The organism is Uliginosibacterium sp. TH139, assembly GCF_002855595.1.
In the GTDB taxonomy this organism is placed as follows: domain Bacteria; phylum Pseudomonadota; class Gammaproteobacteria; order Burkholderiales; family Rhodocyclaceae; genus Uliginosibacterium; species Uliginosibacterium aquaticum.
In genome coordinates, this window is record NZ_PKRR01000002.1 from 352,834 (window position 1) to 377,258 (window position 24,425).

Consider the following 24,425-nt stretch of genomic DNA (forward strand, 5'->3'; position numbering starts at 1 on the left):
CGCGGAAGCCGCGATTTTAGCGTGGCCGCGCCCTCAATCCGGCAAACGGATCGCGGGTCCGGTCAGCCCGGCTACGCCCAAGCGACGCAGCGTACCCGCCTCGGCTTCGGACACCACACGCTCGGCAATCAAGGCGATGTCCAGCCCTTGCGCCACGTCCACCAGAGCCTTCACAAAGCGCTGGTGATCCGGATTGCTGTCGATATCCGCGACGAAGGCTCCATCGAGTTTGAGGTAGTCCAACCCAAGATCCTGCAACCGGGCGCTGACATTGATCTGTCGGCCAAAGTGCTCGATACCGAACTTGCAGCCTGCCACGCGCAGCACCTGCGCCAAGCCACCCAGCACCTCCAGCCCGCCGGCCTCGGTCACGCCACGCTCGGAAAGTTCCACCCACAGCCGCACAGCGTCAGCCCCGGCCTCATGCAGGAGGCTGCGCAGGCCGTCCACAAAACCAGCCTCGGCGAGAGATTGCGGCGCCAGATTGATGGCGATCTCGCCAGCTTCGGCCTGCAGCCGCTCAAGCGCCAGTTCCGCAGTGAGCAGATCGAGGCGCGCCGTGAGGCCCAGGCGCGCAGCAGCCGGCATGAACTGACCTGCCGTGAACTCACGCCCCTCTGCATCCAGCATGCGCAACATCGCCTCGCGATGCATCAGGCGCCCGTCGGCAGCCAGCACAGGAAAGCTCGCCAAACGGAAACCGCGCCGCTCAATAGCGCGGTTCAGGCGCTGCAGCCATTCGTCCTGCGACACGGCCAGCAGCTGGCCGCCCCCTATTCCGCCGGCAGCCGGAACCGGCGCCGTCTCAGCCTGCATCACATAGTTATCGAGGCGTGCCAGAACCTCGCCAAGTTGCTCACCGCGCTGATAAATCGTCCAGCCAATGCTGGCCAGCACACCCTCACCTGGTAGCAGATTGGCACGCAACCGCTCGAAGGCTTCGACCAACGTGGAACTGGCAACGCGCGCCTGAGCCTCATCGAGGCCCGGGCACATAAGGCCGAACTCAGCGCCATTGAGACGTGCCACCAGAGCCTCGATAGCCACGTTCTCGCCCTCCCTGGCCGCATCAGGCGGCGGCAGTGAGGGCAACATTTCGATCAGTGCCCGCGCACAACTCTTGAGCAACTCGTCCGTTTCACGCCGACCGAGGCTACGATTGATCGCCGCCAGATCACGCAAGCGAACCAGGATCAGCAAACCAGAAGGCTCCGCACGCTCATCACTCAGCGCCGCACGCAGACTACCCATGAAGAGCGGGCGGCTGGGCACCCCGGTCAGCGAATCATGGCTTACCTCCTGGCGCAAAGCCTCGATCCGCGCCGCCTGCTCAGCGAACATGGCCTTGACCTTGTCCACCATCTTGTTCATCGCGGCGCCCACCACTCGCAGCTCCGGCACATTCGGCAAGGGCTGGATCTCGAACCGACGCTGACCAATAGCCTCGGCCTGCTCAACAATGCCCTTCAAGGGTTTTTGCAGCCAGCGCATCAGTACAGCCACAACGGCGCACAGCAACAGGCCGACGATTCCCTGGGTCAGCGCCAGCTTGAGGATGCCGGCCCACAGCTCGCCATAGGCGTAACGCGCACTGGCCCGCACCTCGACGCTCCCGGCCTGGCGCCAGCCGTCCGACACCAGCGCTTCTCCCGGTCGCGCATCGAGCGGCACCAGCGCCACGAACCAAGCCGGCGCCGTCGGCGCTGGCGCACTGGTGCGTCGCTCAGCCAGCACCTTGCCCTGCACATCGCGATACACGATGGATTCAAAGTGGCCCGAATCGAATAGCGCCGTCACCAGCAACTCGCTCATCGCAGCATCCTTGCTCTGCTGTGACATCGACAAGGCCAGCGAAGCCGCGCCATCGCTGGCCTGGGCGAAGAGCTGCTGCTCAAGATAATTGCGGGCCGTCAGCACGCTCACCACAAAGCTCACCCCAAGCGCCAGCAACATGGCGCCCAGCACGCTCAACCACAACCGTTTCAGCAAAGACATCCCGTTTCCCTTCTCAAGGCTCGTAGCCTTCAGCCCGCATCTTCGATTTCAAACCCGCCCACAACGAAAGGCGATCCACCGGCGAAGTCGGCCGCGTGGCCCCCCCCATGAACACCCCTTCGCGATTGAAACTGAATACCGGCGCGAGATCAGGCCGGCGCGAAGCGGGGCGAATGTCGGTGATCAGATTATCCAGCACCAGCGGCTCCGCATCTGGAGCGGCATAGTAGCCGAGCACCATGTGCGCCACCTGCACCGGGCTGCCCGACGAGCCCAGCGTAGCCCGCACATAGATCATGCGCAGGCGCTCGGGCGCCACGCCCAGCTCAAGCAGGCTGTGCAGCTTGGCAATCGCGTAATCCTCGCAGTCTCCAGCGCCCTGCCCCAGAAACTCGATCGGCGTAGCCCAGTAGTCCGCCACCCGCCAGACGACAATGTCATCCAGAAAACGGATCCGACGATTGAAGAAATCATTCACCCGGCGCAGCTTGTCGGCCTCTGAAAGATTGCCCGCCCCCTGCAGCATATCGCGCCAATCGCGCAGGCTCTGCTCACCGGCGCTGCCATAGCGCTCACGCATGCTGACCAGCATGCGATCGAGATCCACCCCCGCCCAGGCAACAACACCAAGGCTCAGCAGCGCGCACAAGCCGCCCAGCAGCACCGCTCGGCGCCAACGGGCAGAGCAAGTGTGAAATAGTTCTTTATAAGACATATTCCGACACAGATTGCTTCAACAAAAACGACTCCTGAGAAGGGGCAAGGCATAAAATCTAAATCAATAACAAGCCCTGCAAACCATTACCGCACCGGCACGCCCCATGAAAATAATAGCTTTATCCCTGATGCTGATCGGCAGCGTAGCGCAGGCAGCAACGCTTGCCGAAATTACCGAACGCGCCCTGGCCCGCAACCCGGAAGTCCAGATGCGCCTGCACGAATACAACGCGGCAGGTGAAGAGCAACAAGCCGCACGCGGCAGCCTGCGCCCCCGTCTCGATCTGGATGCTTACGCCGGCCGCGAACGTTACGACCCCTCGCCCGGCACCAGCAACTACTTCAACCACCCTGGCGTCGCCATCCAGCTGCGCCAGTTGCTCTTCGATGGCGGCAGTGCCCGTGGCGAAGTGCGTCGCCTCGGCTATACCAAGGCCACCCGCTACTTCGAACTGCTTGCCGCCGCCGATGACATCGGCTTCGAATCGGCGCGCGCTTACCTCGATGTACAGCGTTATCGGCAGCTTTCGCTGCAAGCGCAGGAAAATTGGGGCGCCCACAAAGAAGTTTATGAACAGATCGCCTCGCGCGTGCAGGCCGGCGTCGGCCGCCGCGTCGATCTGGAGCAGGCCTCCGGCCGCCTCGCCCTCGCCCAGTCGAACTGGCTGACCGAGACCAGCAACCTGCACGACGTTAGCGCCCGCTTCCAGCGCATCGTTGGTGAAGCGCCGCCAGTGCTGACCGAAGCGCCGGATCTGACAAAAAGCCTGCCGGAAGAAAAGAGCGTTATTTCCGACGCACTGCGCGACAACCCCAGCTTCATGGCCGCCGTCTCCAACCTGCGCGCGGCGCGTGCCCAAACCGATGTCCGCCGCTCCACGCAGAACTCGCCAACCGTTGAATTCCGCGCCTCCACCGGCGTCGAGCGCAACCGCAACGGTTTCTCCGGCAACTACAACGATGCCGCCGCTCAGGTCGTGATGAACTACAACCTGTTCAAGGGTGGATCAGACAGCGCCCGCCTGCGCCAGGCCAATGAGCAGTACTCGGCCGCTGTCGAGATGCGCGAGAAGGCCTGCCGCGAAGTACGTCAGACCACCACCATCGGCTGGAACAATGTACGCAAGCTGCGCGAACAACTGCGCTATCTGGACCAGCATCTGCTCGCCACCGAGAAGGCTCGCGACGCCTACCGCCAGCAGTTCGACATCGGCCAGCGCACCCTGCTGGATCTGCTCGACACCGAGAACGAACTCTTCCAGGCCCGCCGCGCCTACGCCAATGCCCAGTACGACCTGCGCCTCGCGGAATACCAGGTCCTCACCGCATCCCACCGCCTGTTGCCAGGCCTGGGCCTCGCACCGTCTGCGGCCAGCTTCCCGGAACTGGACGCGGCCGAATCGGAAGACGCCGTCGCCCGTTGCGGCACGGACCTGCCAGCCTACGAACCGCTGGATCTGGCCGCTGCCATGGCCGCCCGTCCAACTCCCGCCAAAGCACCACTCCCAGCACCAAGCCCCGCGCCCGTGCCAGCTACTATCACGGCCCAGTGCGAATTCGCCGTGCAGGACTGGGCCGCCGCCTGGTCGGCCAAGGACCTCAAGAAATACATGGGCTACTACTCGAACAACTTCGAGCCGCTGACCCGTGCCGACCGCGAAGACTGGCGCCGCTTCCGCGCCGAGCGCCTGGACAAGGAAAACATCTCGGTCGAACCGCGCAACCTCAGCGTGAAGCAGCTCACGGCCGACACTTGCGAAGCCAACTTCCGCCAGCGCTATCGCTCCAGCGACTTCAACGACGACGTCGACAAGCGCCTGGTGCTGAAGAAAGAAGCCAATGCCTGGCGCATCATCCAGGAAATCGCACCGAAGAAATCCAGCGCGAACTGACTGAACGGCAAGGCAAAACAAAGGGCGCCCTCGGGCGCTCTTTGTTTTGGTGCTGAGGGTGACGGCTTACGGCCAGGTGTGGTCGGTCGGTCGATGATGACTCCCGGAAGCGGGCATTCGTAGGGCGCCGCAGGGAACAATGAGCAAAGCGAATTGCGCCGGATAGTTGATTTCCACATACGGCGCAATTCGCTTTGCTTATTGACGCCCTACGAATCGTGCCGGATTGTTCGGGGTGCGCCGTACGCGGTCACGGCCAAGAGCGGACGGTCGCCTTCTCCATGAAGTGGCCGTTCGGATGACTGTTTCACCTCAAAACCAGCCTGACGGCTAATGCGAGCTGCTTGGCCTGAAAGGGCGCTGGCCGTGCAATGGCGACAAGGTGTGGCGAGCGATCATTTTATTTCCTACCCGGGGATGAGCACCGTTGACAGTTACATGCAGAGGTAGATAACCTGCGGCTAATCGCGTTACGGTCCGCTATGGGCCAAGGTGGCATTTGTGCAGGAGGTGGGTGTCTGCCCGAACTGCAAGGCTGGCAGCCTTTGCTACTCTTCTACTGACTACCGCAGTACGGTAATGCTTATCGGGAGGACGGTGCTATACCGCCTCGGTCCGTATACAGGAAGCCACCAATTCGGCTGTCGTACGGCATAACCTGAAAAGGTAATGTCATGCCTGTAAAAAACGCAGTTCTCAAGCAAACCACTTTGGCCGCCCACAAGCAGTTGTCATATGAACAACTTTTATCTGCCTGGTTTCTAAGCGATGGTTGGGAAGTTCTGATTCCAGTGATTGATCACGGCAAGAAAACTGATCTAGTTGTGGCTGACGATGACAGCTTTTATCGGATACAGGTCAAGAGTATTCAGTCCAAGAGTGAGTCGGTCCGGGTTGAGAACAAATGGAGGGGGGCGAAAATTGACTACGTTGTCTATTTTTCAACCCTTGGCGATTGGGGCTATATAACTCCTGCATTCACTGAAACAAATCGCCCACTAAATTCGCAAGGCCATATTCGGTTCTGCAACCATCAGGAAAATTTTCTGAAAGCATTCAGTCGGATTTGAAGTACCGAATCACCATATTTTTTGGCATGTCGGTAGATTTCTGTCTTATGTGGAACTCCATATAAGACCGAGTAGGAGTAGCTCGCCTCAGGTCATAAATGACCACTGCGCTCTATTTCCTGCCGCTGACAGCTCACGAGGCCGAATGCCCAGACTAGGTCGATTCCTGCCCCATAAAAAGAAAGGCGCCTCACGGCGCCTTTGTCTTGTGCAGTACTGCCGGCGCTCAGCCGCCGGTGCCACCCACGGTCAGACCGTCGATACGCAGAGTGGGTTGACCAACACCGACCGGCACACTCTGGCCTTCCTTACCACAGGTGCCCACGCCGGGGTCCAGCGCCAGATCGTTGCCGATCATGGACACGCGGGTCAGCGCGTCCGGGCCATTGCCGATCAGCGTCGCCCCCTTCACCGGCTGGGTGATCTTGCCGTTTTCGATCAGGTAGGCCTCGGCAGTGGAGAACACGAATTTGCCGCTGGTGATGTCGACCTGGCCGCCCCCGAAGTTGGCCGCGTAGAGGCCCTTCTTGACCGAGGCGATGATCTCGGCCGGATCCTTGTCGCCGGCCTGCATCAGGGTGTTGGTCATGCGCGGCATCGGCAGGTGGGCGAAGGATTCGCGGCGGCCGTTGCCGGTGGGCGCAACGCCCATCAGGCCTGCGTTGTGCATATCCTGCATGTAGCCGACGAGGATGCCGTCTTCGATCAGGGTGGTGCAGCGCGTGGGATTGCCTTCGTCGTCCACCGTCAGCGAGCCGCGGCGCCCAGTGAGGGTGCCGTCATCGACTACGGTGACGCCCTTGGCGGCGACACGCTGGCCGATGCGGCCGGCGAAGGCGGAGCTGCCCTTGCGGTTGAAGTCGCCCTCAAGACCGTGGCCGATAGCCTCATGCAGCAGGATGCCGGGCCAGCCAGAGCCCAGCACGACGGTCATGCTGCCGGCCGGGGCGGGCTTGGCGGAGAGATTCACGCTGGCCTGGTGCACCGCGCGGCGGGCGTAGTCGCGCAGCACTTCGTCGGTAAACAGCGCGTAGTCCGCACGACCACCGCCGCCCGAGGAGCCCTGCTCGCGGCGGCCGCCGTCTTCGAGGATCACGGTCAGCGACAGGCGCACCAGCGGGCGCACGTCAGCCGCCAGGTGGCCGTCGCTGCGCGCGACCAGCACCACGTCCCAGCTTGAGGCGAGGTAGGCCATGGCCTGCACGACGCGCGGATCTTCGGCACGGGCATATTGTTCGAGGCGCTCGAGCAAGGCGATCTTGGCGGCATCCGGCAGCGAGGGCAGCGGATCGACTGCGGCGTAGAGCGGCGCCGGCAGGCCGGGCGAGCGCACGCGGGTCTTGCGGCTCTGGCCCTGAGCGCCGATGGCGCGCACGGTTTTGGCGGCCTCACCGAGGGCAGACAGGCTGATGTCGTCGGAATAGGCGAAGGCGGTCTTGTCGCCAGCGATGGCGCGTACTCCAACGCCTTGCTCGATATTGAAGCTGCCTGCCTTGACGATGCCCTCTTCGAGACTCCAGCTCTCAGCACGCTGGTACTGGAAGTAGAGATCAGCGAACTGCACGTCGTGGCTCAGGATCTGGCCGAGGCTGCGATCGAGCGAGGCGGTGGTGAGGCCGTAGGGCGTGAGAAGGAGTTCGGCGGCGATATCCAGCGCGGGGTTTGCTGCGGGGTGACTCATGCGGGAAGCGTTCCAGGTTCGGTTGAGGCGGATTCTTTGAAAATGCGGTGCTGCAGGGCCGGCAGGCTCTCGCGCACGGCGGCGATACGCTTGGGGTCGATCTCCCCCACGACCACGCCGGGGCCGCTCGCGAGGGCCGATACTATCTCGCCCCAGGGATCGATCAGCATGCTGTGGCCGAAGGTGCGACGGCCCGAAGGATGTTCGCCGCCCTGCCCCGAGGCCAGCACATAGCACTGGTTCTCGATGGCTCTTGCTCTGAGCAGGATTTCCCAGTGTGCCCGCCCCGTGGTTTCGGTGAAGGCGGCAGGCACCACGATGAGGTTCGGACTGCCCATGCGGCGATAAAGTTCAGGGAAGCGCAGGTCGTAGCACACCGAGAGGCCGACCCGACCGCAGGGTGCTTCGAAGCTCACGATCTCGCGGCCGGCTTCGATAGTGCGGGATTCGTCGTAATGCTCGGCGCCACGCGTGAAGCCGAAGAGGTGGATCTTGTCGTAGCGCGCCACGCACGCGCCCTGCGGGTCGAACACCAGGCTGCTGTTGAGCACGTGCTCAGCATCTGCGGCCTGCAGCGGCAGGGTGCCGCCGATCAGCCACAAGCCATGGCGCCTGGCTTCGGCCGCGAGAAAGCGCTGAATCGGCCCCTCGCCAAAGTTTTCGCGGATGCCGATCTTGGCCTGTTCATCGGCATGGATCAGCGGGAAATACTCGGGCAGCAGCACGAGCTGCGCCCCCTGTGCAGCCGCTTCAGCGATCAGGCGGGCAGCTTCAGTCAGGTTGACGGCCACATCCGGCCCGGAAATCATCTGCACGGCGGCAACACGCATGGCGGATGGCATCATTTATCTCCCTCCTCGGCGGATGAAACTCCGGACTGGACGCCGGATTGCACGGCGGCCTTCAGGGTACTGATCTTGTCGACCCGGGGCTCAGCCCACGGGCCACGCACCTGGTATTCGTAGCTGAACATTTTCTCGACCGGGTCCAGCAGGATTTTCTGAGCCACATAGGTGGCCGCGCCAATCAGCGGATTGAATACGCCCACAGCCAGGGCGCCTCCCACGGCCACCGTTTCCGACAGGGTCGGCTGCACCATCACCTGCAGATCGTGCTGCTCGCGGCCCAGATCGGTATTGCCGGTGATGAAGACGCGGGCCGCCGGGCCACGCACTTCGAGATCGTTGGTATGCAGCACGCCGGCGGCCACGCTCATCTCGCCGCTGATGCGGTCGAAGGCGAAGCCCTGGGCATAGATGTCGCTGAAATCGAGGGTCAGGCGGCGCGGCAGGGACTGCAGGCTCATGATCCCGAGCAGGCGGCCGGCGCCGGGGTCCATCTGGCGGAAGCGGCCCTTGCGGGCCTCAAGCTTGAGGCTGCCGGACAGGCTCGGATAGTCGATCGCAGTGGGCGCGCCACGCCATTCCGCCTTGCCTTCAAAGTCGACCGTACCCTTATCGACCATGCCGGCAAAGCCCAGGCGCGCGAGCATCGCGCCGGCATCCTCGCTATGCAGGCTGAAGTCCAGATGGGTGCCCGGCTTCAAACCGACGCGCTGCCAGTGGCCACTGCCGGTGAATTCGAGATCCGGCGTCTTGAGGCTGACCTGCTCGAGCTTCCAGAGCTGGCCATCATTCACCGCACGCAGTTTGAGCTGGCCGAAATCGATGTTGCGGGTACTGAAGTGCTCGGCCTCCACATCCAGTGCCGGCAACTGGCGGCCACTGGTGGACTCGGCGACATCCACCACGCTGGCAATCTCGGCCACGCCGGCCGGGTGTTGCAGGTTCAGGCGCTTGAGACGGGCACGCAGATTGCCGGCACCCAGCTCGCCCCAGCTCAGCTCGCCGGCCATGTCCGGCCCGTCGAGCTGCAGGCTCCAGTCATTGCCACGACGCAAGGCTTTGCCCTGCTGATCTCGGAAACGGTAGCCCCCCACGCGCAGCTCGCCCACCCGGAAAGCTGCGGCCACCTGAGACTGACCGCCGCTGCCCGAGGCAAAGCCCGTCATGAACTCGTCGACCACCGGGATCCAGGGATTGACGTCCACCTGAGGCGCCACACCGGAGAAACGCCAGCCCTGCATCGGCAGCGTGGCGGTTTCGCCAACGGCCAGCGCGCCCGAGGTGAACTGGCAGGGCGTATCACCGCAGCGCTCGCTCCAGGCCACGTCGAGACGCTTGTCGAGGCGCACACGCCAGATCTGGTTTTGCCCGCCCAAGGTCTCGCGCTTTTCCTGACGCAGAGAAAAGTTCAGCGGCCAGGCCTCGCTGGCGGGTTTGGCAAAGGGCGCCGGCAAGCTGGAGCTGATGCCGATCAGGCTGGTGTCCGCACTCAGATCGAGCAGGCCGTGACGCACCCGGATCACCAGGGCCACTGGAGTTTCACCGCCAAGGTGACGCCAGGCCGGGTTGCGCACCAGTTGGTCCAGCCCGCTCGCAGTCATGCTGCCCTGGGCATCGAAGCGCAGGTTGCCGTCCGCTTCGGTCACGCCGGTGGCGCGCACACGCCGCCCCAGGAACATGGCCCCTGCAGCCGGCAGGCTGATGCCCTTCTCGGTAAAACCCAGCGTGGCGCTGGCTTCGGTGAATTCAGGCAAGGCCGGGATCAGCTGCAGGCTCGGCGCCTGGAAACGGTAATCGCCGCGCACCCGGGTGTGGATGGATTCATGCAGCGGGATTTCAATGTGCAGGTTGAGTTCTCCATTCCCGCTGGCGCGCACATTGCGCGTGAAACTGCCAACCAGATTGGCCAGCAGGTGGCTGCCATTCACGTAGCGCAGGAAATCGGGGTTGGGGCCGCTGGCCTTGCCATCCACGGTGAGCACCTGTTTGCCCTGGTCCATCAGATCCGGAATCTCGACCTTCACGCCGCGCGCGGTGGCCGCGCCGTAGCGGCCGCTATCGGCCCGGATGGTCATGCGCTGGCGATCGAGCAGGAAGCTGCCTTGCAAGGCATTCATGCCGGGCCAGCCGGAGTAGAACTCGCTGATCAGCGCGTCGCGCAGGCCGGCTTCGAGCTTGAACACGCCGGGCGCGTGATTGAAGGGGAACTGATTCAGCTCACCCGTGAGCTGGAAGGCCAGACTCTCGCCGCGCCCACCCTGCAGATAGCTGCGCAGCCAATCCACGGCCTGCACTGGCGCCACCGCCGGAATGTAGCGCCACACCGCATCGAGCCTGGCCTCCGGGGCGCGCGCGCGGACATCCAGATAGCCCGGCCCACTGGCCCGTGCCTGCCAGTAACCGGAGGCCTCGGCCTGCACATCCGGATTGCTGGCCTGCAGCCGGTCCAGCCGCACGGTGAGACGCTGGACCTTGTCCTGCGGCGCTGGCTCATAGCCCCAGCGCCCCTTGAGTTCGGCCTGATCCAGCACCATGAAGGGCTCATGCATGATGTGCGGCAGATAGAGGCCACCCTGCTTGAAACCGAGGCGGAACTCGCCGCTGCGCTCGCTGCCGCTGAGCTGGCCCGAAAGCCCCTTGAAGCCGGGAATATGCCCCACCGGATGGAGGTGCAGATCAGCAAAACGAGCCGCCAGGGTGAAATGCTCCACCGGTTTGGCCGCACTGCCCTCCCAACTGAGTTTCACATCTTCGATGCGCCCGGAAGGATCGGCCAGCACCAGCTGTCGGCGCTGCTCTTCAGGCAGCGGCAGGAAGCTTGCGAGCTGGGCCAGCACCTTCACATCCTGGGCGCTGGTGGCAAATTCGCCGCGCGCCTCGCGCCCGGCCCGGGCCGGCACGTAACGCAGGCTCAGCGTGGTCGGACCCACCTGCAGGCCGTCCTGCGCGGCGAGGCTCAGGCGCTCGGCAGCCAGATCGATACCGCCGTCACGACGGCTCAGGCGCACCCGCCCCTGCAGGGCATGCAGGTCCAGCTGCGGAATATCCTTGCCGAAGCGCAGCGACACCTCGGCCAGCGCCACATCGGCCGTCAGGCCGGTGAGCTGGAGGGCATCGAAGCTGGCCCAGGCACGCAGCCCGCCGCGTCCGCGGGTCAGACCCAGCGGGTAATCCACCCATTGCTGCCAGACCGCCAGATCCGCCTCGTCGAGCGAGGTGTAAACCGTGCCGCGCCAGTCTTCGAGCTCAGCGAAACTGCGTCCGCGCAGATCACCACGCAGATCCAGATTGGCCGAATAGGCCGCAGGCGGGCTCGCCTGCAGTGCGAAACGGTGACGCCGGCCGCTGTTTTCGAGGCGCAGACTGACCTTGTCCAGGGTCAGCGGCGGGGCCGAGCGCTGGGCATCGGCCCAGGTCAGGCGTGCATCGCGGATCAGGATCTGGTCCTGCTGCAACACGAAATCTGCCGCACCGGAGCCCTCGCCACCGGTATTCATCGCCAAGCCGGCCACGAACAGACGGCCATCGGCCTCGCGACGCACGGCCAACTCCGGTCGGATGATCTCGAGGCGATGCAGACGCAGGCCAAAATGCCACAGGGAGGACCAGGCCACAGCGACATTCACCGCAGGCAACTCCAGCGCCGGGCGACCGGCCTTGTCCAGCACCTGCACATTGCGGATCGCGAGCTCCGGGCGCAGACCATCCCAGTTTGCCTCCAGCTGCTCGATACGCACCGGCAAACCGATGGCCTGGCTCAGCGTCTGTTCGATCTCCACGCGGTGCGCGGCAATCTGCGGCGCGCCAAGATAGCGCAGCAAGAGCAGAGCCACGCCGAGCACGAAGAAGGTCAGCAGCAGCAGCGTGCGCAACAGCTTAGGCAGCATCAGGGGCAGACGCAGCCAAGCCTGCCAACGGGAGCGGGCACGCGTGCACAGCGAATCAGGAGGGGTGCCGGTCGGCTCAAGCATTCAGGCTGGACGTCGCCACTGCGGTGGCGGCATGATGGGAGGGCGATTTTATCAGGGCCGGACCTGCTGCCGCCCTTTATTCCGCCGTAGATCACAGAGTCTGACAACCGTCCGTCGCGTTTCCACCATGACCGATACCACTGCCCTGATCAGCCGCGCCTGTGCCCACAGCCGCCACCTCGAACGCCAGCTCGCAGCCCGCCCCTGGCTGGCCGAGCGCCTCGGGACGAGTCTTGCTGCATCACTCACGCGCGCCGACATGGACGCCTTCCTGGCTGAAAGCCCGCTCGACGAGACGAATCTGGCCCCGCGCCTGCGCGCCCTCAAGAGCTGGGTGGCGGCGCACGCCATGGTGCGCGATCTGGCCGGGCTGGCGCCGCTGGAGGAAGTCACCGCGGCCATGACCAACATCGCCGAGGCCGCCATCGTCACCGCCCAGCGCGTGCTCACGGCCCAGCTCACGACCCGCTTTGGCACACCACGCAATGCCGCCGGCGAAGCCCAGGCGCTGATCGTGATCGGCATGGGCAAACTCGGTGGCGGCGAGCTGAATGTGTCCTCCGATATCGATCTGATCTTTGCCTACCCCGAAGACGGCGAAACCGACGGCGCACGCAGCATCAGCAACTTCGATTTCTTCACCCGCCTGGGTCGCGCGCTGATCGGCGCGATCTCCGAGCTCACCGGCGATGGCTATGTGTTCCGCGTCGACATGCGCCTGCGCCCGAACGGCGATTCCGGCCCGCTGGTGGCCTGCTTCGAGATGCTGGAGAACTACTTCATCACCCAGGGCCGTGAATGGGAGCGCTACGCCTGGATCAAGGCGCGCCCGCTGACCGGCACACGCCACGACGAGCTGAAGAACATCGCCCGCCCCTTCATCTTCCGCAAGTATCTCGACTTCGGCGCCATCAACGCCATGCGCGAACTGCATGCGCAGATCCGCCGCGAAGTGGCCCGCCGCGAGATGGCGGACAACGTCAAGCTCGGCCCCGGTGGCATCCGCGAAATCGAATTCCTGGCCCAGGTCTTCCAGCTGATCCGCGGCGGCGGTGATCACGGCCTGCAGATCCGCCCGACCCTCAAGGTGCTGCGCGCGCTGGTCCATCGCGGTCAGCTCGAAGCCGAAACCGAAGCCCTGCTGGCCGCCGCCTACGATTTCCTGCGCCGCCTCGAACACCGCATCCAGTATCTGGAAGACGCCCAGACCCATACCATCCCGGGCAACGCCGAAGACCGCCTGCGCCTGGCCCGGGCCATGAACTGCGACGATTACGAGGGCCTCATCGCAGCACTCAATGTGCACCGCCACATCGTGGGCAAGCACTTCACCGAAGTCTTCGGCGACCCGGTGGCGCAAGATCATCGCCTCGACCCGATCTGGCAAGGCGCCTGTGAAGCCGGGCCGACCGGTGACTGCCTCGGCGAACTGGGCTACCGCAAGCCGCTCGAATCCTCCGCCCGCCTGCAGGAGTTCCGCAACAGCGCCCGCCTGCGCAGCATGGGAGACGAAGCCCGCCACCGCCTGGATGCGCTGATGCCGCGCATCCTCGAGCTCGCCGCAGCACGCCCCGATCCCGATCAGACCCTCGCCCGCATGATCGAGCTGCTCGAAGCGATCTGCCGCCGCTCGGCCTACCTCGCCCTTCTGCAGCAATACCCACAGGCCATGGCGCGGGTGGTGGAACTGGTCTCCGCTTCCAGCTGGGCCGCCACCTACGTGACGCGCCATCCGCTGCTGCTCGACGAGTTGCTGGATAACCGCAGCCTCACCGAGGAGCCGGACTGGTCCCACTTCGCCACCGCCCTGCACGAGGCCATGGAGCGCCTCGGCGACGATGTGGAGCGCCAGATGGACGTGATGCGCGAGCAGCACCATGCCCAGGTCTTCCGCCTGCTCAACCGGGATCTTGCCGGCCAGCTCAGCGTGGAGCGCCTCTCCGATCACCTCTCGGCCGCCGCGGATACGGTGCTGACCGAAACCCTCAGCCTGAACTGGAAGCGCGCCCGCCGCCACGCCGATGAACACCGCTTCGGCATCCTTGGCTACGGCAAGCTCGGCGGCAAAGAACTCGGCTATGCCTCAGACCTCGATCTGGTCTATGTGCATGACGACCCGAACACCGACTGCCAGCCGGTCTACGCCCGCCTCGCTCAACGCATCAACACCTGGCTCGACAGTCGCACCGCCGCCGGCCACCTCTTCGAGATCGACACGCGCCTGCGCCCGAACGGCGAATCCGGTCTTCTGGTGGTCTCCCTGGAAGGCTTCGCCCAATACCTGCGCAATGACGCCTGGGTATGGGAGCTGCAGGCCCTGACGCGCGCCCGCTTCTGCGCCGGCCACCCGGCCGTAGGCGCCCAGTTCGAAACCCTGCGCACCAGCCTGCTGGCCCAACAACGCGACATCACCAAGCTGCGCGAAGAGGTGCTGGGCATGCGCCGCAAGATGCGCGAATCCTTCGCCAACAAGGGGCCGGGCTTCGAGCTCAAGCATGACGCAGGCGGCCTGATCGACGTGGAATTCATCGTCCAGTATCTGGTGCTGGCCTATTCCCACGCCCACCCCGAACTCACCGAAAACAAGGGCAACATCGCCCTCCTGGGCCGCGCGGCCAATGCCGGCCTGATTCCGGCAGCGCTGGCCGAAGCCAGCGCCAACAGCTATCGCGCCCTGCGCCACGCCCAGCATGGCCTGCGTCTGAACCAGTACAAGAGCCGCGTGCCCGACGACAGCCTGGACCATTGGCGCACGCCAGTACAGGCCTTGTGGCAGAGCGTGTTTGGCGAATAGCAGCGAGGCACCTGCATCGCCCGGCTTGGGCGCTGATGGCAAAACCCACCGCATGAAAAAGCCGCCCGGCGCAACACGCGGGGCGGCTCAGCTTGGAAGTACTCGGAGCGGGATCAGTAAGCCGTCACATCTGCCGGACTCAGATCGCAATAGGCGGTGTTGAAGAACTCGCCGTTATTGGTCTGGGCCTCGCCCGGCTGCACGCCCACGGCCTGCACGCACACCTTGGGGCTGCCCTTGACGTAGTTCTTGATCTTCAGGTTACGCACCGTAGCCTTGTCGCCGTAGTTGTAGTTCAAGCGGATGGCATAGGCCTGGACGTTCTTGGCTGAATCCCAGATGCGGCCGGTGATGTTCACACGATCGATATCCAGTTTGCGCGGGCCACCGTTGTCCGAGCAATTGCCGCAGGACATCCAGAAACGGCCGATATCGCCATAGGTGTTGAAATCCCGCACCTTGACCGTGCTGCCCTTGCCGTTGTGCTGGAACACTTTGTCCGACGCATGGCTGGCCGAGCCCCCCACCACACTCATGACTTTGCCCGAGCCACCGAGCATGGTGGCCGCGTCTTCACAAACGTCTTCCCAATGCACGTTCTCGAGCGTGCAATTGCCCTTGCAATGCACGCCATCGGAACCATTGAGGCCCCCATGGATGATCACGTTCTTGAGCACCGCACCATCTTCGAGCAGGAACACCGGCTTCTGCCCTTCGTCATCACAGCTGGCGGCCTGGGCGCTAATGCCGATGCGCTGGAAGCCGTAGTCCTTGGTGGTATTGGCCGGAATGGTGACCGTCGTGGGATTGATCACAGTGCCAGTGGCCGCCGGGATACCGGCAGTCGAAGAGGCGGCTTTTGACGAAGCGGCGACGCTGGAAGCAGTCTTAGAAGAGGCCGCCGCACTGGAAGCAGCCTTGGAAGATGCTGCCGCGCTGGCTGCAGCGGATGAAGCAGCTGCGCTGGAGGCCGCCGACGTGCTGCCAGCATACGAGCACCAGGCCGAGGTGGTGTAGCTATTGCTCGGGAACGCCGAGCCGATGCAGGCAAAGCTGTCCGTCTTGGTGGCGTAAACAAAGCTGCCGGACTTGCCGAGAGCCACCGAGCGGCTGCCCGTCATCGTGCAGATCGCCCCGGTGTTCTGCGCACATTTGGTGTAGCCGGTCGGTGCATCCGAAGCGGCCTGGACGCTGACGGCCGCCAGCGCCAGCAAGGCGCCGGTAATGAAACGGAATTTCATGTCTTGTCTCCTGCCAGGCTATGTTGTGGCCATCACCGGTCCTGGCTCCCGGCAATGTGTCTCTAGCACTGAAGTAATAAGTTCAGTGGCGTGAAATATGTTCCGACGCCCTGTCCAAGTCAAGTCGCAGAGCAGCAGGCTCGGCCACCCACAAGCAGCGCAAGGCCCCGCTGCGTACGAGTGGGAGGTTTCCGGGCAGCCCGCTCAGGCCCGGAATAGTCTGCAGCAGGGGCGCCTGACCCAAAGTGCGCATCCCCACCCCAACCAGGAGAACACCATGAAAACCAGGCATCTCACCGCATCGCTACTCCTCTCGGCCCTGCTCGCCGCCTGTGCGATGCAGCCGCCAGCCCCGGCCAAACTCACTGACGGCACCCTCACCGGCAACGGCGGCATGACGCTCTACACCTTCGACCGCGATACAGCAGGCAACGGCAAGAGCGCCTGTAACGGCCCCTGCGCAACAAACTGGCCGCCGCTCTACGTGGCCGAGGGCGAAGCCCCGAGTGGGGACTACAGCATCGTCACGCGCGACGACGGCAAGAAGCAGTGGGCCTTCAAGGGCAAGCCGCTGTACTACTGGATCAAGGATCAGAAACCGGGCGACCGCACGGGAGACGGCGTGAACAACACCTGGCACCTCGCCAAGCCCTGAAGACCGCAGAAGGATGCGCCAGACACACGCGGGTCTGGCGCCGGCCTCTAAGCCCCTAGCCCCCCACGGCACCGGCCAGATTCACGAATGGCTGCTGAAGCAAGCCCTGAATCGAACGCCAGCCCTTACCCTCTGCTATGGCAGTCGCATGCCCAGGACATGGGAGCGAACCGAATAGCCAAGTTCTTCATAGACGGCCATCGCTCTCTCGTTGAAGGACCAGACCTGCAGACGCATGTCCGCGGCTCCACGTCTCGCCGCCCACTCTTCGGCCAGAGCAACCAGTGCCCGGCCAACGCCCTTGCCTCGGTGCCCTGCGGCGACACCGACAGAGCCAATCCGACCGTAGGTGACGGGCTGCATAAGCGAGCCTGTTTCACTGACAAGGCCGAAAGCGATGAATCCGATGATCCACGCATTCTCCTCCGCAACAAAAATAGCGGAATCCGGAGAAGCAAGGCGCTTCGCCCAGGCGTCTTGAACTCAGGTCCGTGAGGGAGGCTTCGCGGTAAGAAATCACGATGACGCCCAAATCCAGGCATGGCGCCCGGCACCATACTTCCCGAGCGCTCCCGCAAGGCGAATACTTAAGGCCGAACAGATCAAGATGCACCTACGCAGAAGAAGGCGCTCCGCCTGTGGGTTTGCCTTGGTTCATTTTCGCAATCTGGCGATCGTGCCAGCCCGCGAACAAGAGCATCGCGGTGCTGGCACCGATCAACGCCATGCACATATCCCACTGCGTATCCCACTGGTCGCCCTGGGTGCCAAGAAACTCGTCAGCCCCCTGCCCGAGCAGCAGTGCCGCCCACCATTCGACCAGCTCGTAACAGGCACTCACGGCCAGCGCTACGCAGATGCACAGGAAGGCAGCCATTCGCCGGCCGCGCACCCAGGCGCCGCGTAGCAGGATTTCACGCGCCACCATCGCCGGCACGAAGCCCTGCATGAAGTGGCCGAGACGATCATAGGGGTTGCGCGCAAAGCCCAGCCAGTCCTGCAGCCAGAAGCCCAGCGGCACCCGGGCATAGGTATAGGCCCCGCCATAGATCAGGACGAGGCAATGCAAGGCAATGAGGATGTAGAGCAAATCCGTGAGCGGATAGCGCTGGCGGCTGGCCACCAGCACAGCTACTGCAATCACCGCAGGCACGACTTCCATGACCCAGGTGATGCGATCGAAGGGAGCGATACCGGACACGATCAAGGCCAGGACGACCAGGACAGCAAGGCTGCGCGGCAGGGCTTCGGACGAGGTGGCGGACATGGCGAACTCCGGCATGGGCAAGGCGCCAGTGTAGCGCAGCGCCCACCCGGCTATGGCGCAGGCATGCCGGGAAAATCTGCCCGGATCGGATTCAAGGCGCCCTGGAGCCAAGCCCAGGAGGGCCTTTGTCTGCGCGGCAACGCGCGGATTTCAGCAGCGGAAGCGTGCGACAGTCTCCGTCAGGCCGCGAGCGAGATGCTCCAGTTCGCCCGCTGCCTCGCGCCCACGTTCTACGGCAGAGGAACTTACCGCGCTACTCTGGCTGATCTGCTCCACGCGCTGGGCAATCTCGGTAGAGGCGCTGGTTTGCTGGCGCGCCACTTCACTCAGCTCACGCAAATTCTCCAGCGAGCGATGGGCGCCTTCATCAAGCTGGCGCAGTGGGTCGCGCAGGCTTTCGACTTCGCTCACGCCGCTTTCCACCTGCTGCCGTGCCACACCCATTTCACCCGCCGCTTCCCGCGCCTGGCGTTGTACCTGCTCGATCATTCGCTGGATCTGGGAGGTGGCCGTAGCGGTTTTTTCGGCCAGCTTGCGCACCTCATCAGCGACCACGGCAAAGCCACGCCCACCCTCGCCGGCACGCGCAGCTTCAATTGCAGCATTAAGGGCCAGCAGGTTGGTCTGGTCCGCAATCTCGTGGATCACGTTGGCAAAACCGCTGATCTCTTCGGCGCTGCTAACGAGTGCCGTCATCGAGTTGGCGGTGCCATCCACGGTGCTCACGATGTGGCGCACCTCTTCTGCGGCGTGAAGCACAAGGTCGCGTCCACAGGTGGCCGTCTGCGAGGTTTCGTGTGCAACCTGCACCACAGCCTCGGTGCGCTCGGCAGCACTCCACACACTTTCGGTGAGACCACTCACCATCTGCGAAATACCTGCCAGGGAAGTGCTCTGCTGGCTGACTGTTTCAGCCACACCACTGGCCACACCGCTCATGGTGTGGGCGGCTTCCTCTACATTGCGCACACTGGCCTGCACCTCACCAATCACGATGCGCAAGCCCTCCTGCATGCGCGCCAGCGCCATCAGCAACTGGCCCACCTCGTCGGCGGACTGCGGTGCGATCCGCTCGGTCAGATCACCGTCGGCCACCCGGCCGGCTACGCGCACGGCATCAGCCATCGGGATGGCTATCCGGCGTGCCATGAAGAAGCTGGTGACGATGGAAAGCAACAGGGACGCGACCAGAATCGCCGCCGTCATCAGGAGTGCCTGGCGGGCATCCGCTTCGGCAGACTCATAACGCTCACGAGCCGCATCGGTCTGGCTCTCGATGGCCTGACTCATCGCCCGGACGATCTCGCGGAACACGTCGTCAGCGGTCTGCATGCCCGAGCGGCCCATGTTGGGGTCCACGGTCGCCATATCCAGCGCCGTACTCACGGCCTTGCGATAACGCGCCAGACCGCTGGCCACCTCGCCCAGCACGGCACGTTCGGCTTCCCCGATATCGTTTGCAGCGCGGATGGCCTGGACCTGGGAGTCAGTCCGGACGATGGCCGCATCGATGGCCGCGGTGCGCGCAGCCACCTTTTCGGAGGCCAGACCATCCAGCGCCGTGAACAGGCTGTAGGCCTCGGCATGAGCCTGCAGGAGGCCGTTTTCCAGCCCCTTGAGGAGAAGCACATAGTTGAAGCGTTGTTCGAACAGCTCGCGCAGGGCGGCGCCCATTGCGTTGATCGAAATGACACTGCTGGCCCCGAGGAGCAGCATGAGCAGCGCGCACAAGAGCGGTGCAGCGAGCATCCGGTGAATGATCCGCATGAAGCGCTCCCGGTGGGTATCAGGCTAGCGGGCCCGGCAGAAGCCGGCCCCTTCACGCAGGCTCAGCGCTTGTACACGCCGGCACAGACAATGTCCTCGCCGGAGCGCTCGCAATACGCTTGCTTGGGCAAAACCTTTTTGCTGACCGGATCGGTGAATTTGTAGTCCTGCCAGAACTTGCCTTTGCTTTTGGCAAGATCGACACGCTCGCGCACAAACAGCTTGCCGTCCGGATCCTTGAAATCGATCAGCTCCTTGCCGACCATCTTGTCGTTCTGGCCATGGGCCAGCACCTTTCCGGTAGTGTCATACACCACCGGATAAAGATCACGATCAATCCATTTCGGGGCTTTGGCCGTGATCTCGCTCAGCGTCGCCGCGCGGTTGGACTTGAGCGCCGCAACGGTCTTGACCACCATGCTTTCAGCCTCTTTGGCAGAAGCAAACTCATCCGCTGCGTGAGCACTACCGAACGCGGCCAGCCAGGCCACGCACAGGAAGGGAACTGTTTTCATTTTGCCTCCGGGAATCAAGCAGGCCCCACTTGGCCGCTCTCCTAATTAATAACGTCGCCAGCGGCAAGGCTTTGAGGCGCACAAAGAGGCAGCCCCTGCAACTTCATGCCCCCAAGAGGCTCAGGCCAACTCCAGGATGCGCCGGGCAATATCGGGCAGCGCCAGTTGCTCCTGCACGCCGCCCAGGCGCATGGCCTCCTTGGGCATACCGTAGACCACGCAGCTGGCTTCATCCTGCCCCAACGTGAGTGCACCGGCGTCGTGCATTTCCTTGAGGCCGCGCGCGCCATCATCGCCCATACCGGTCATGATCACGCCCAGCGCACTGCTCCCCGCGAGCTTTGCCACCGAACGAAAGAGCACGTCCACCGAGGGTTTGTGGCGATTCACGAGCGGGCCGTCAGCCACCTCCACGGCCCAACCGCTGGCCACACGCACTAATTGCATGTGGCTGCCACCCGGCGCAATCAGGGCGCGCCCCGGCAGCACCCGATCGCCATCCTGTGCCTCACGGATCTCGGGAATACAGAAGCTGTCGAGGCGTTCGGCAAAGGCCGCGGTGAATTTCTCCGGCATGTGCTGCACGATCACCAGCGGCGGGCAATCGGCCGGCATCTGGCGCAGCACGTTCTCCAGCGCCACAGTACCGCCCGTGGAGGTACCGATAGCCACCATGCGGGCGCCCGCACGGGGGGCACGCGCAACAACGGGCTCCGCACTTCGCGCTTCAGGCAGCGCCGATGAAGCGCCGGACGCCGCCTGCAGGCCACGCAGGTTGGCATGTGCCGCAGTGCGGATCGCGGCAAGCAGATCGCTGGTTACATCGTGCAAGAACTGGCGCACACCCAGCCGGGGCTTGGTGATGATGCTGATGGCCCCTGCCGCCATGGCCTGCATGGTGACCTGCGCGCCGCGCTCGGTGTGCGAGGAACAGATCACCACGGGGGTCGGTCGCTCGGCCATGATCTTGCGCAGGAAGGTGATGCCATCCATGCGCGGCATTTCGATATCCAGCACGATCACATCGGGCCAGGCATCACTCATCTTGGGCAGGGCAAACAACGGATCGGCCGCTGTGCAGGCAATTTCCATATCCGCCGCATGGCTGATCAGCTCGCTCACCACCTGGCGCACGATGGCCGAATCATCGATCACTGCTACCCGGATCCGCCTCATTTCCGGCCTCGCGCCCGCTCCATTTCGCTCGGGCTGACGCCTTGCTGCTTGAGCCACACGTCACCGCTCCAGACATCCAGCATCAGCTTGCGGTGACTTTCACCGCCCAGATGCTTGGCGATCAGCGGAATGCCGTAACGCTCCAGCTGGGCCAGCCCCATCTCGATGTTGCGCTCGCCCACATTGGCTTCGCGACGCTGCGCAATGTCAGCAAACATGTTGGCGCCGCCAAAGAGCTTGGCCTGGAACTCCTCGGGCTCGGCGGCGACCCGCATGATGTGGCCCATGAACATCTTCATGGCCTCGTCGCCATAGCGCCCGTCGTAACTTCCCCCCTCAGGGATCACCCCGCGCGAGGGCAGCATGAAATGGCACATGCCCCCCATCCGCAGCCTAGGATGCCACAGGGTGATCGAAACACAGGAGCCCAGCAGAGTGACGATACGCGTATCTGCACCACCGAAATGGAAGCCCCCGGGATTGAGGAACACCTCCTGGATGCAATCCGGGCGCTCATTGAGGAATCCGGGCGGAGTGAAGGATTGGGCTGCCATGGTGAAACGAAGGTATTCAAACAGATTTCAGGACTGCAGCCAGCCACGTGCGGGCGGCTGGCCAATGCCCCGCTCCGCACATGGGCCACTCAGAAGGTTCAGGCGGCGAGTGTTTCCCCCTCCCGGTTGTCCTGCAGGCTGCCGTGCAGTGCGCCGAGTGCAGCGAGTTCATCGAGCGAGAGCACGTGATTGACGCTGAGGATGATCACGAACTGCTCGCCAACCTTGCCCATGCCTGAGATGAAGTCCGTGCGGATGTTGGCGCCGAAGGCTGGCGGGGCTTCGATGCGGTTGGCCGGAATATCCTGCACCTCGCACACGGCGTCCACGATCACGCCGATATCGTGACGCTCGCCTTCGCCCCCGCCGATCTCGATGATCACGATGCAGGTGCGCCGGGTGATCTGGCAGCCTCCGCGGCCAAAGCGCGCCGAGAGATCCACCACCGGCACCACCGCGCCGCGCAGATTGATCACGCCGCGAATGTGCTCGGGCATCATCGGAATGGTGGTGAGCTTGCCGTACTCAATGATTTCCTTGATCGACAAAATGCCGATGGCGTAGAGCTCGCCGCCAAGCAGGAAGGTAAGGTACTGATGACTCTGCTCGTCGGCCAGAGTGGCTGCGAGCGGGCCTGCTGGAATGATGTTGGCCATGATGCCCTCCCTTCCTTTAGAAGCGCACGAATTCCTTGTCGCCCGGCTCGCCACCGGAGCCAATGCGTACGGTGTGGCGCGTGGAGCGCATGGCCTTGTCGACCACCCCGGCACTCGCCGCCCCGCCCGCCAACTTGAAGAAGGCCATCAGCTGCTGCAACTGCTCGGCCTGGCCACTCATTTCCTCGGCCGTGGCCGCCAGCTCTTCAGACGCCGAGGCGTTTTGCTGGGTGAGCTGGGAGAGCTGGGAAAGGGCGGCATTGATCTGCCCAACGCCGCCCGATTGCTCGGTGGATGCGGCAGCGATCTCCTGCACCAGTTCAGAGGTCTTCTGGATCGAGGGCACCATTTCATCGAGCAGCTTGCCAGCCTTCTCTGCCAGCTGCACCGAGCCGCCGGCCAGTTCGCCAATTTCCTGCGCGGCCACCTGGCTGCGCTCGGCCAGCTTGCGCACTTCAGCAGCCACCACGGCAAAGCCCTTGCCGTGCTCTCCGGCGCGCGCGGCTTCGATCGCGGCGTTGAGCGCCAGCAGATTGGTCTGGTAGGCAATGTCGTCGATGATGCCGATCTTGTCGGCAATCTGTTTCATGGCGAGAACGGTTTTTTCGACCGCCTCACCGCCCTCGCCGGCTTCACGTGCGGCCTTGATGGCCATGCCGTCGGTGACCTTGGCGTTATCTGCGTTCTGGGTCACCGAGCTGCTCATCTCTTCCATCGAAGCTGAGGTTTCCTCGACGCTGGCAGCCTGCTCGCTGGAGGCTTGCGAGAGAGACTGCGAGGTAGCACTGATCTGGCCGGAGGCGCCGGTGAGGCTGTCGGCCGCAGTACGCACCTCGGTGATGATCTGGGCCAGCTTGGCGCTCATTGCATCCAGCGAGCCCAGCAGCATGCCTACCTCGTCAGTGCTGTCTGCCTTGACCGTGGCGGTGAGATCCCCCTGCGCGATCCGGTTGGCCACCTCAAGCGCCTGATTGATCGGCCGGGTGATGCTGCGGGTCACGATCCAGGCCGCCAGGCCCGCAATCAACAAGGCGCCTAAGAACACCACCAGCACCAGCAGCTTGGTTTGCTCGGCCAGTTTCTCGGCGCTATGCCCATCCTCCTCCATCAGCTTGACCTGGAATTTGATCAGGTCATTCACGGCGTCCATGTAAGCGGCCTGGGTCTTGCGCAGCTCACCGAAAATGGTGGCTACTGCGTCGGCACGCCGGTTTTCGTTAACCGCCTTGATCACCACATCCTGCTGGGCGACATAACCAGCCCGCGCTACATTCACGACCTTGAGCAGCTCAATGCCCTTTTCGGAGGTAATGTTTTTCTCGAGCTTTTCGAGGCTGTCGCTAATGCTCTTGCGCAGCAGGGGAATCTGGTCCAGTTCGGCCTTCACCGCATCCGGCTTGTCGGCCAGCACGGCGTTGCGCAGACGCCGGGCCACCGTATTGAGGTCATTGATGACATTGTTGGACCATTCCGTCTTCGGGAAGCGGTCATTCACCATCACATTGACCATCTCGTCGAGCGCGACGACGCGGGTGTAGGCCAGGATGGAGATGATGCCCATCATGGCTACGACCAGACCGAAGCCGACGGCCAGCTTTACTCCGAGTTTCAGATTCTTGAACATGATCC

The 24,425-nt window shown here is 63.7% G+C and carries 17 protein-coding genes and 1 pseudogene; 4 read left to right on the forward strand and 14 right to left on the reverse strand.

The genetic code is table 11. The annotated features are described in order from the left end of the window. Positions 1-33: 33 nt before the first annotated feature. Entirely contained in the window at positions 34-1,995 is a 1,962-nt protein-coding gene (locus C0V76_RS05235; protein ID WP_101941317.1) for an EAL domain-containing protein, read from the reverse strand. Between the two features lie 13 nt (positions 1,996-2,008). Next, positions 2,009-2,710, reverse strand: coding sequence for a transglutaminase-like cysteine peptidase (locus tag C0V76_RS05240; protein WP_101941318.1), 702 nt, complete (start codon positions 2,708-2,710; stop codon positions 2,009-2,011). Between the two features lie 106 nt (positions 2,711-2,816). Here C0V76_RS05240 and C0V76_RS05245 point away from each other — a divergent pair, with 106 nt between their 5' ends. Next, positions 2,817-4,604 carry a TolC family outer membrane protein gene (locus C0V76_RS05245; protein ID WP_101941319.1) on the forward strand — a complete coding sequence of 596 codons (1,788 nt, stop codon included), beginning with the start codon at positions 2,817-2,819 and terminating at the stop codon, positions 4,602-4,604. A gap of 674 nt (positions 4,605-5,278) precedes the next feature. Next, positions 5,279-5,674, forward strand: coding sequence for a group I intron-associated PD-(D/E)XK endonuclease (locus C0V76_RS05250; RefSeq protein ID WP_101941320.1), 396 nt, complete (start codon positions 5,279-5,281; stop codon positions 5,672-5,674). 226 nt (positions 5,675-5,900) lie between these two features. Here the strand turns inward: C0V76_RS05250 and tldD are convergent, their stop codons facing one another. The 3 genes from tldD to C0V76_RS05265 are packed head-to-tail and all read right to left on the reverse strand — an operon-like array spanning position 5,901 to position 12,171. Next, entirely contained in the window at positions 5,901-7,355 is a 1,455-nt protein-coding gene (gene tldD, locus C0V76_RS05255; protein ID WP_101941321.1) for a metalloprotease TldD, read from the reverse strand. Next, a complete protein-coding gene (locus C0V76_RS05260; protein WP_101941322.1) occupies positions 7,352-8,200 on the reverse strand; it encodes a carbon-nitrogen hydrolase family protein in 849 nt (282 codons plus the stop codon). Before C0V76_RS05260 ends, tldD begins: the two co-directional genes overlap by 4 nt. Further along, positions 8,197-12,171 carry a YhdP family protein gene (locus C0V76_RS05265; protein WP_101941323.1) on the reverse strand — a complete coding sequence of 1,325 codons (3,975 nt, stop codon included), beginning with the start codon at positions 12,169-12,171 and terminating at the stop codon, positions 8,197-8,199. The genes C0V76_RS05260 and C0V76_RS05265 overlap by 4 nt, the downstream gene beginning before the upstream one ends. A gap of 127 nt (positions 12,172-12,298) precedes the next feature. On the opposite strand from C0V76_RS05265, the gene glnE reads away from it, so the two are divergent. Next, complete coding sequence (glnE, locus tag C0V76_RS05270) at positions 12,299-14,965, forward strand: bifunctional [glutamate--ammonia ligase]-adenylyl-L-tyrosine phosphorylase/[glutamate--ammonia-ligase] adenylyltransferase (RefSeq protein ID WP_101941324.1); 2,667 nt, start codon at positions 12,299-12,301, stop codon at positions 14,963-14,965. A gap of 113 nt (positions 14,966-15,078) precedes the next feature. Here glnE and C0V76_RS05275 read toward each other — a convergent pair whose 3' ends face one another. Beyond that, positions 15,079-16,206 carry a pectate lyase gene (locus C0V76_RS05275; RefSeq protein WP_101941325.1) on the reverse strand — a complete coding sequence of 376 codons (1,128 nt, stop codon included), beginning with the start codon at positions 16,204-16,206 and terminating at the stop codon, positions 15,079-15,081. A 277-nt stretch (positions 16,207-16,483) separates the two neighbouring features. On the opposite strand from C0V76_RS05275, the gene C0V76_RS05280 reads away from it, so the two are divergent. Then, complete coding sequence (locus C0V76_RS05280; RefSeq protein ID WP_101941326.1) at positions 16,484-16,861, forward strand: hypothetical protein; 378 nt, start codon at positions 16,484-16,486, stop codon at positions 16,859-16,861. 135 nt (positions 16,862-16,996) lie between these two features. On the opposite strand, the pseudogene C0V76_RS20430 reads toward C0V76_RS05280, so the two are convergent. The 8 genes and pseudogenes from C0V76_RS20430 to C0V76_RS05320 form a co-directional block, all read right to left on the reverse strand. Continuing rightward, positions 16,997-17,326: pseudogene (locus C0V76_RS20430) on the reverse strand (GNAT family N-acetyltransferase); the annotation flags it as partial. Between the two features lie 148 nt (positions 17,327-17,474). Then, positions 17,475-18,128, reverse strand: a complete 654-nt coding sequence (locus tag C0V76_RS05290) for a DUF2238 domain-containing protein (protein ID WP_101941328.1) — start codon at positions 18,126-18,128, stop codon at positions 17,475-17,477. Positions 18,129-18,278: 150 nt separating this feature from the next. Then, positions 18,279-19,895 carry a methyl-accepting chemotaxis protein gene (locus tag C0V76_RS05295; RefSeq protein ID WP_101941329.1) on the reverse strand — a complete coding sequence of 539 codons (1,617 nt, stop codon included), beginning with the start codon at positions 19,893-19,895 and terminating at the stop codon, positions 18,279-18,281. Positions 19,896-19,957: 62 nt separating this feature from the next. After that, positions 19,958-20,410, reverse strand: a complete 453-nt coding sequence (locus C0V76_RS05300) for a cache domain-containing protein (protein ID WP_101941330.1) — start codon at positions 20,408-20,410, stop codon at positions 19,958-19,960. 120 nt (positions 20,411-20,530) lie between these two features. Then, positions 20,531-21,586 (reverse strand): chemotaxis response regulator protein-glutamate methylesterase, encoded by a 1,056-nt coding sequence (locus C0V76_RS05305; protein WP_101941331.1) that lies wholly within the window; start codon positions 21,584-21,586, stop codon positions 20,531-20,533. Continuing rightward, positions 21,583-22,140 carry a chemotaxis protein CheD gene (locus C0V76_RS05310; protein ID WP_101941332.1) on the reverse strand — a complete coding sequence of 186 codons (558 nt, stop codon included), beginning with the start codon at positions 22,138-22,140 and terminating at the stop codon, positions 21,583-21,585. The genes C0V76_RS05305 and C0V76_RS05310 overlap by 4 nt, the downstream gene beginning before the upstream one ends. Before the next feature lie 98 nt (positions 22,141-22,238). Continuing rightward, positions 22,239-22,796, reverse strand: a complete 558-nt coding sequence (locus C0V76_RS05315; protein ID WP_101941333.1) for a chemotaxis protein CheW — start codon at positions 22,794-22,796, stop codon at positions 22,239-22,241. Between the two features lie 16 nt (positions 22,797-22,812). Beyond that, entirely contained in the window at positions 22,813-24,420 is a 1,608-nt protein-coding gene (locus C0V76_RS05320) for a methyl-accepting chemotaxis protein (protein ID WP_101941334.1), read from the reverse strand. Positions 24,421-24,425: the final 5 nt, after the last annotated feature.

Coding starts and splice junctions, on each gene's coding strand:
- C0V76_RS05240 (WP_101941318.1), bottom strand. CDS start 2,710: ATGTCTTATAAAGAACTATTTCACACTTGCTCTGCCCGTTGGCGCCGA.
- C0V76_RS05305 (WP_101941331.1), bottom strand. CDS start 21,586: ATGAGGCGGATCCGGGTAGCAGTGATCGATGATTCGGCCATCGTGCGC.
- C0V76_RS05280 (WP_101941326.1), top strand. CDS start 16,484: ATGAAAACCAGGCATCTCACCGCATCGCTACTCCTCTCGGCCCTGCTC.
- C0V76_RS05315 (WP_101941333.1), bottom strand. CDS start 22,796: ATGGCCAACATCATTCCAGCAGGCCCGCTCGCAGCCACTCTGGCCGAC.
- glnE (WP_101941324.1), top strand. CDS start 12,299: ATGACCGATACCACTGCCCTGATCAGCCGCGCCTGTGCCCACAGCCGC.
- C0V76_RS05265 (WP_101941323.1), bottom strand. CDS start 12,171: ATGCTTGAGCCGACCGGCACCCCTCCTGATTCGCTGTGCACGCGTGCC.
- C0V76_RS05295 (WP_101941329.1), bottom strand. CDS start 19,895: ATGCGGATCATTCACCGGATGCTCGCTGCACCGCTCTTGTGCGCGCTG.
- C0V76_RS05320 (WP_101941334.1), bottom strand. CDS start 24,420: ATGTTCAAGAATCTGAAACTCGGAGTAAAGCTGGCCGTCGGCTTCGGT.
- C0V76_RS05275 (WP_101941325.1), bottom strand. CDS start 16,206: ATGAAATTCCGTTTCATTACCGGCGCCTTGCTGGCGCTGGCGGCCGTC.
- C0V76_RS05245 (WP_101941319.1), top strand. CDS start 2,817: ATGAAAATAATAGCTTTATCCCTGATGCTGATCGGCAGCGTAGCGCAG.
- C0V76_RS05260 (WP_101941322.1), bottom strand. CDS start 8,200: ATGATGCCATCCGCCATGCGTGTTGCCGCCGTGCAGATGATTTCCGGG.
- C0V76_RS05290 (WP_101941328.1), bottom strand. CDS start 18,128: ATGTCCGCCACCTCGTCCGAAGCCCTGCCGCGCAGCCTTGCTGTCCTG.
- C0V76_RS05235 (WP_101941317.1), bottom strand. CDS start 1,995: ATGTCTTTGCTGAAACGGTTGTGGTTGAGCGTGCTGGGCGCCATGTTG.
- tldD (WP_101941321.1), bottom strand. CDS start 7,355: ATGAGTCACCCCGCAGCAAACCCCGCGCTGGATATCGCCGCCGAACTC.
- C0V76_RS05310 (WP_101941332.1), bottom strand. CDS start 22,140: ATGGCAGCCCAATCCTTCACTCCGCCCGGATTCCTCAATGAGCGCCCG.
- C0V76_RS05300 (WP_101941330.1), bottom strand. CDS start 20,410: ATGAAAACAGTTCCCTTCCTGTGCGTGGCCTGGCTGGCCGCGTTCGGT.
- C0V76_RS05250 (WP_101941320.1), top strand. CDS start 5,279: ATGCCTGTAAAAAACGCAGTTCTCAAGCAAACCACTTTGGCCGCCCAC.